6 protein-coding genes and 1 pseudogene are annotated in these 7,112 nt (G+C 61.4%); 4 read left to right on the top strand and 3 right to left on the bottom strand.

Annotated elements, in window-relative coordinates; translation table 11 throughout:
* Nucleotides 1-1,125: pseudogene (istA, locus tag DBO86_RS14865) on the bottom strand (IS21-like element ISPpu7 family transposase); the annotation flags it as partial.
* Nucleotides 1,126-1,292: 167 nt separating this feature from the next.
* Nucleotides 1,293-3,893 (bottom strand): bifunctional aconitate hydratase 2/2-methylisocitrate dehydratase, encoded by a 2,601-nt coding sequence (gene acnB, locus DBO86_RS14860; RefSeq protein ID WP_108234075.1) that lies wholly within the window; start codon nt 3,891-3,893, stop codon nt 1,293-1,295.
* 294 nt (nt 3,894-4,187) lie between these two features.
* Between acnB and DBO86_RS14855 the strand changes: the two genes are divergently transcribed.
* Nucleotides 4,188-4,385: a hypothetical protein gene (locus DBO86_RS14855; protein ID WP_104729904.1), complete on the top strand. Its 198-nt coding sequence runs from the start codon at nt 4,188-4,190 to the stop codon at nt 4,383-4,385.
* Between the two features lie 54 nt (nt 4,386-4,439).
* Nucleotides 4,440-4,916 carry a DUF1289 domain-containing protein gene (locus tag DBO86_RS14850; RefSeq protein ID WP_104729903.1) on the top strand — a complete coding sequence of 159 codons (477 nt, stop codon included), beginning with the start codon at nt 4,440-4,442 and terminating at the stop codon, nt 4,914-4,916.
* Nucleotides 4,917-5,003: 87 nt separating this feature from the next.
* Here the strand turns inward: DBO86_RS14850 and DBO86_RS14845 are convergent, their stop codons facing one another.
* Entirely contained in the window at nt 5,004-5,867 is an 864-nt protein-coding gene (locus tag DBO86_RS14845; RefSeq protein WP_108234074.1) for a universal stress protein, read from the bottom strand.
* A gap of 157 nt (nt 5,868-6,024) precedes the next feature.
* Here DBO86_RS14845 and DBO86_RS14840 point away from each other — a divergent pair, with 157 nt between their 5' ends.
* Complete coding sequence (locus DBO86_RS14840; RefSeq protein ID WP_074857301.1) at nt 6,025-6,702, top strand: MiaE family protein; 678 nt, start codon at nt 6,025-6,027, stop codon at nt 6,700-6,702.
* Between the two features lie 315 nt (nt 6,703-7,017).
* Nucleotides 7,018-7,112, top strand: a 95-nt coding sequence (locus DBO86_RS26760; protein ID WP_244185501.1) for a hypothetical protein, incomplete at its 3' end; no start/stop codon positions are given.

Genomic DNA, 7,112 nt, shown 5'->3' with positions numbered 1-7,112 from the left:
TTGAGCTAGCGGCAGGTTTTCCAGCCCCTGGCGCAGGATCGATTCGAGGCTCTTGTAGCTGCACGTGCCGAGGCTGATGGCGCGACGGCAGGCCAACTCCAGGCGCACTTCGCCGTGGGTTTTGCCCAGGCGCAGGATGCCCAGGCAGGCCCGGTAGCCCTGCTGCGGATGGATGCGCCGTTCGAGGATGTGCCGGATCACTCCGGCGGTGTTCGGCCCGGTCTGCTCGGCCCAGCGGATCAGCCGTTGCGGCGTCCACTCGGCATGCTCGCGATGGCTCTTGGGCATGTGCTCGGCCTGCGTGCTGTGCCTGCCCTTGTGCATTGAGCGCAGGTGGCTGGCCACTCGCTGGTTGGCGTGGAAAAACTCGACGGTGCGCGCCGTCAGGCGCACCTCCAGCTGCTTCTTCACCAGTTGATACGGCACCGAGTAGTAATGCCCATCGACCTCGACGTGGTAGTCGATGTGCACCCGCGCCTTCTTCCACTCGGCGTAGACGTAGGGTTGCTCCGGTAGGGGGCGCAGCGCCGGACGATCCAGAGCTTCGAAGGCCGACTGCCGGGAGCCCGGCAGCTTCTTGAACGGGCGTTGGTTGAGCCGCTCCAGCAGCCCGGCGATGGCCGTGTTGAGTTCATCCAGGGAGAAGAACTGCCGATTCCTCAGTGCGGCGAGGATCCAACGCTCGACCACCTGCACGCCGACTTCGGCCTTGGCCTTGTCGCGCGGTTTGCGTGCCCGCGCCGGCACCACCGCCACGCCATAGTGCTCGGCCAGATCGCGGTAGCTCGGGTTGATGTCCGGCTCGTAACGATGGGCCTTGCTCACCGCGCTGCGCAGGTTGTCCGGCACCACGATCTCCGGCACCCCGCCGAGGAAGGCGAAGCAACGGGTATGCGAGCCCAGCCAGTCCGGCAGCTGCTGCGACCAGGTGGCTTCGGCGAAGGTGTAGCTGGACGCGCCAAGCACCGCGACGAACACCTGCGCCTGGCGGATCTCGCCGCTGTGACGGTCGATCACCGGCACCGTCTGGCCAGCATAGTCGACGAACAGCTTCTCGCCGACGCGGTGCTCCTGACGCATCACCACGTCCAACTTGCCCTGCCAGGCTCGGTAGTGAGGGGCGAAACCAAGACGAAAGATCCCACGCCAATGATCGTTGCCCGAAGATAAATAGCGCTGCGTACAGAAAACACAAATTTGCCAGTCCGGAGTCAATTCGCACTTTCCCCAAACTGTGCAAAGAACCCATAAAAAAGCCCCGCACTAGGCGGGGCTCCTTTGTAACGCTTGGATCAGGCCTGAACGACCGGGATCTTGGCGTTGGCCGCCGCTTCGCGGAAGTCGGCGATCTGGTCGAAGCTCAGGTAGCGGTAGATGTCGCCAGCCATGCTGTCGATATCCTTGGCGTAGGCCATGTACTCCTCGACGGTCGGCAGTTTGCCGAGAATCGAGGCGACCGCAGCCAGTTCGGCAGAGGCCAGATACACGTTGGCGCCATCGCCCAGACGGTTGGGGAAGTTACGGGTGGAGGTCGATACCACGGTGGAGTTGGCAGCGACGCGCGCTTGGTTACCCATGCACAGTGAGCAGCCCGGCATCTCCATGCGTGCACCGGCCTTGCCGTAGATACCGTAGTAGCCTTCCTCGGTCAGCTGGTGGGCATCCATCTTGGTCGGCGGCGACAGCCACAGGCGCGTCGGGATACCGCCCTTGACCTTGTCAAGCAGCTTGCCGGCAGCACGGAAGTGACCGATGTTGGTCATGCACGAACCGATGAACACTTCGTCGATCTTGTCGCCGGCCACGGTGGACAGCAGGCGGGCGTCGTCCGGGTCGTTCGGGGCGCAGAGGATCGGCTCCTTGACTTCGGACAGATCGATCTCGATGACTTCGGCGTACTCGGCGTCCTTGTCGGCTTCCAGCAGTACCGGGTTGGCCAGCCAGGCTTCCATCGCCTGGGCACGACGCTCCAGGGTACGAGCATCACCATAGCCTTCGCTGATCATCCAGCGCAGCAGGGTGATGTTGGATTTCAGGTACTCGGCGATAGCTTCTTCCGGCAGCTTGATGGTGCAGCCGGCAGCCGAACGCTCGGCGGAGGCGTCGGATAGCTCGAACGCCTGCTCGACGGTCAGGTTGTCCAGGCCTTCGATCTCGAGGATGCGGCCGGAGAAGATGTTCTTCTTGCCTTTCTTCTCGACGGTCAGCAGGCCCTTCTGGATGGCGTAGTAGGGGATGGCATGGACCAGGTCACGCAGGGTGATACCCGGTTGCATCTTGCCTTTGAAGCGCACCAGCACCGACTCCGGCATGTCCAGCGGCATCACGCCGGTGGCGGCGGCGAAGGCGACCAGGCCGGAGCCGGCCGGGAAGCTGATGCCGATCGGGAAGCGGGTGTGCGAGTCGCCACCGGTGCCGACGGTGTCCGGCAGCAGCATGCGGTTCAGCCAGCTGTGGATGATGCCGTCGCCCGGACGCAGGGACACGCCGCCACGGGTGCGGATGAAATCCGGCAGGGTGTGGTGGGTGGTGACGTCGATCGGCTTCGGATAGGCCGCGGTATGGCAGAAGGACTGCATCACCAGGTCAGCCGAGAAGCCCAGGCACGCCAGGTCTTTCAGCTCGTCACGGGTCATCGGGCCGGTGGTGTCCTGAGAGCCGACGGTGGTCATCTTCGGTTCGCAGTAGGTGCCCGGACGGACGCCTTCGACGCCGCAGGCCTTGCCGACCATCTTTTGCGCCAGGGTGAAACCCTTGGTGCTGGCAGCAGGCTGATCCGGCTTCTTGAACAGCTCGGAAGCACCCAGGCCCAGTTCGGCACGCGCCTTCTCGGTCAGGCCGCGGCCGATGATCAGCGGGATACGGCCACCAGCGCGGACTTCGTCGAGCAGTACCGGGGTCTTCAGTTCGAAGGTGGTGATGACGTCGTCGGTGCCGTGCTTGCAAACTTTGCCGGCAAACGGATAGACGTCGATCACGTCGCCCATGTTGATGTTCGACACATCGAACTCGATCGGCAGGGCGCCGGCGTCTTCCATGGTGTTGTAGAAGATCGGGGCGATTTTGGTGCCGAAGCAGAAGCCGCCTGCGCGCTTGTTCGGAACGTACGGAATGTCGTCACCAAAGAACCACAGCACCGAGTTGGTGGCGGATTTGCGCGAGGAGCCAGTACCGACCACGTCGCCGACGTAGGCAACCGGGAAGCCCTTGGCCTTGATTTCTTCGATTTGCTTCAGTGGGCCGATGGAGCCCGGCTGATCGGGGGTGATACCATCACGGGGCATCTTCAGCATGGCCAGTGCGTGCAGCGGGATGTCGGGGCGCGACCAAGCGTCAGGAGCCGGGGAGAGGTCGTCGGTGTTGGTCTCGCCGGGCACCTTGAACACGGCCAGGCTGTACTTCTCGGCGATTTCCGGCTTGTTGGTGAACCACTCGCCATCGGCCCAGGACTGCAGCACGGCCTTGGCGTTGGCATTGCCAGCCTTGGCTTTTTCGGCGACGTCGTGGAAGGCGTCGAACATCAGCAGGGTGTGCTTGAGTTGTTCGGCGGCAACGGTGCCCAGGGTGGCATCGTCCAGCAGCTCGACCATGGTGGCGATGTTGTAGCCGCCCTGCATGGTGCCGAGCAGTTCGACAGCACGCTGTTTGCTGATCAGCGGAGAGGTGGCTTCGCCCTTGGCGACGGCAGAGAGGAAACCGGCCTTGACGTAGGCCGCTTCGTCCACGCCTGGCGGTACGCGGTTGGTGATCAGGTCTACGAGGAATTCTTCTTCGCCAGCCGGCGGGTTTTTCAGCAGCTCGACCAGGCCTGCGGTTTGTTCGGCGTTCAGCGGCTGGGGCACGATACCCTGAGCGGCACGCTCTGCTACGTGTTTGCGATAGGCTTCAAGCACAGTTATTACCCTCATCAGTGGTCCCAAAGGGTTGTCCGGGACGCGATCCAGATACTCATGACCAAGCGCTTTTCGACTTTATGAGCCGATCAGCCGAGGTTGCATGAGTCTCTTGTAGAAGCTGCTTTCAAAGTTTTACGCCGGCAGGACGGTTTCTGATGAGGGCTGACGCAGACGCTCGGGGGGACTCCAAGTGGCTGCGTCGCCATCGTACCTGCAGGATCGACTGTGCTCGTGACGCTTTGAAAACAGCTTCCAACGGACATTGGCGCCGTAAAAGGCGGGCCGATTCTAATGGAAAGCGCGGATAAAGTTAAGCCGATGTCCCCGTATCGGCAGGCTGCTGAAAATGTGGGCGAGGCAGGCAATACAAGGCAAAAATGGCCGAAAAAGCGCAGTTTAGCTGTTCTAAATGAGCATTTTGAGGCCGTTTTTAATGCAGTAGTGCCAATGCAGGTAGTTTTCGGTGGCCTGTCGGCAGGGGTGATCTGAATTAGACAAAGGGCTAAGATGCCAGGTCATTCTGCTGTCTATTCTGCTTTTGCCATGTCCAATCAGCGCATCAAGACGCCTTGTGTGGGGCTGTGTTCGACCGTTTACGGCGATGTCGTGTGCCGCGGTTGCAAGCGCTTCCACCATGAGGTGATCAACTGGAACAGCTACAACGATGACGAGAAGCGTGCGGTGTGGACGCGACTGGAATTGTTGCTGGTGCAGGTGATGACCGCCAAAGTGGAAGTGTTTGACGAGCAACGTCTGCGCGGGCAACTGGAGCAGCGGCAGATTCGCTTCGTGCCGCAGCAGTCGCCTTATTGCTGGGCCTATCAGCTGATCGCGCGGGGCGCTCGGGTGATCAATCAGCTGGAGGCGTACGGCATGGTTGTACTGCCTGAATTCCGCAATTGGGCCTTGCCGGAATTGCGTGACGCCATTGACCGCGAATTCTTCCTGCTCTCGGAGGCGCATTACGAGCGCTATATTGCGCCGAAGTTTTTGCGCGAAGGGCTGGAACTGCGGGTTTAGCGTTTGTAGGAGCCAGCTTGCTGGCGATCTTTAGCACCACAGATCGCCAGCAAGCTGGCTCCTACAGATGAACATGCGTCCTTGTCGTCAGCGTTGGGCAACGAGCTCTTCGAGGTGGGCGATGATTTCGTCCGGCTTGAGCACCAGTACGTCACATTCCAGGGCGTCGAGTATGATTTCGGCTGTGTTGCCGATCAGTGCGCCGGAAAGCCCGGTGCGCGCGACGGTGCCGATCACCGTGACCGCGGCATCGAGTTGCTGGGCAACCTGCGGAATCACCACGTCGGCCGGGCCTTCGAGTACATGCAGGCGCTCGTCGCTGATGTCGTACTCGGCCTGGAAGCTGCGGCACTGCTCACGGTAGCGCGCCTCGATGGTTTCCTTGAACTGGAAGGTCGGGTCGGCTGCCGACAGCATTGGTGTCGGATACGCAGTAGTCACGTGCAGGGTGCCTTTGGCCAGGCCGGCAATGTCATAGCCATGGCTGATGATCCCGGCATGCAGGGTGCGGTGCTCGCCATCGGTGTTGCCCACGTCCACGGCAGCGAGGATGTTGCCGCCCGTCCAGGGGCGCTCGGTCTTGACCATCAGCACCGGGCCCGGGCAGTAGCGCAGCAGTTTCCAGTCGTCCGGGGTAAGAATGGCTTTCTTCAATGGATTGTCAGGAACGTGCTGTTTGATCACCAGGCCACAGCCTTCAGCCTGCTGCACGGCGATGATGGTCTGGTGCGGGTTGTCATGCCAGTACTGCTGGGTGGAAACGCTGAAGCCTTCTTCGCCGAGGGTGTTGCTGAGATCGTTGAGCCAGGCACTGTGGTCGCCTTTCTTGTCGCAGACCAGCAGGTGCAGATGCGACTGGGTGACTCCCGCTATCAGTTTTGCCCGCTTCAGTGCGAGGCCTTCGGGGTGCTGGGGCTCCATCACCACCAGAATGCTACGGATCGCTTGCATGGTCGTCTCCCTGAGAATGGATAGTGCTTGTTCAACTATAGGTGCGTTGTTGCCAGCGGCTTGTTGACCTGCATCAACGGCGTGCTGGTCGTCCGGCCTGCCACTCGTATAATGGCCCGCCATTTTCAACCTCGCCAGCACCTAGAGCGCTTCAAATATGATGTTAAATGCCGGGCAAATTCCGAGTAGCGGTGAAGAACCTGTGTCGATTCTGCAGGAAATTCTCGGGTTTCTTGGTGGCGTCGCCACGCCTGATGCCTGGCTGGACGAGGCCTTGCGCCAGCAGGAAATCCTCCTGCTTGACCACCGCAATCTGGAATACAAGGCGGCACAGACGGCCCTGAGCCTGATGGGGCGCTATCTGACCAAGACCGAATTGACCGCGAGAATGTCGCGTTTGGCTCGTGAGGAGCTGGTGCACTTCGAGCAGGTGAGCAAGATCATCCGCGGGCGTGGCATCGAGGTTCGTCATGTTTCCGCCTCGCGTTACGCGGCTGGCCTGCGCGCGTTGCTGCGCGGTGGCGAAGTGGAAAGGCTGGTGGACGTGCTGGTGGTGGGCGCGTTCATCGAGGCACGCTCGTGCGAGCGCTTCGCCGCGCTGGTGCCGCGTCTGGATGCCGAACTGGCAAAGTTCTACGCCGGGTTGCTGGAGAGCGAAGGGCGCCACTATCGGGGCTATCTCAAGCTCGCTTACCTGTATGGCGACGCGGCCGATGTCGATGCGCGTATCGAGGTGGTGCGCGCGGTGGAGCAGGAGCTGATCACCACGCCGGATGAGCAATTCCGTTTCCATAGTGGCGTGCCCTTAGAAAGCAGCCGCGAAGCGGCCATCTGATGACCCTCTCCCATTTATGGGAGAGGGTGCCCGAAGGGCGGGAGAGGGTGTTTCAGCCAATGCCGTTTGCGGGGAGACGACTGCAGGGATGCCGGAGGTAGGGCGACGCAGGACGCCAAAGCCGAGGGTGCCCGAAGGGCGGGAGAGGGTGCTTCAGCCTACGCCGCCGCCCTCTCCCCCAGCCCCTCTCCCGCAAGCGGGAGAGGGGAGCAAAGCCCTGCAGTCGTAGCCCAATGAGATGGACTCCTCCCTCCTACGGCGTCATTGCGCCAGACTGTAGGTTACGAAACAAACAATCCCGGAGGGGGAGCCCGCATGAAACTTAAACGCATAGGCGTGGATTTGGCAAAGCAGGTTTTTCAAGTTCATGGTGTCGACAGCCATGAGCAGGTCAAATGCCGCAAGCAACT

Origin of the sequence: Ectopseudomonas oleovorans (genome assembly GCF_003052605.1) — a bacterium.
Classification (GTDB): domain Bacteria; phylum Pseudomonadota; class Gammaproteobacteria; order Pseudomonadales; family Pseudomonadaceae; genus Aquipseudomonas; species Aquipseudomonas oleovorans_A.
The sequence above is the reverse complement of the archived record's forward strand: the minus strand, read 5'-3'. Positions and strand labels throughout refer to the sequence as shown.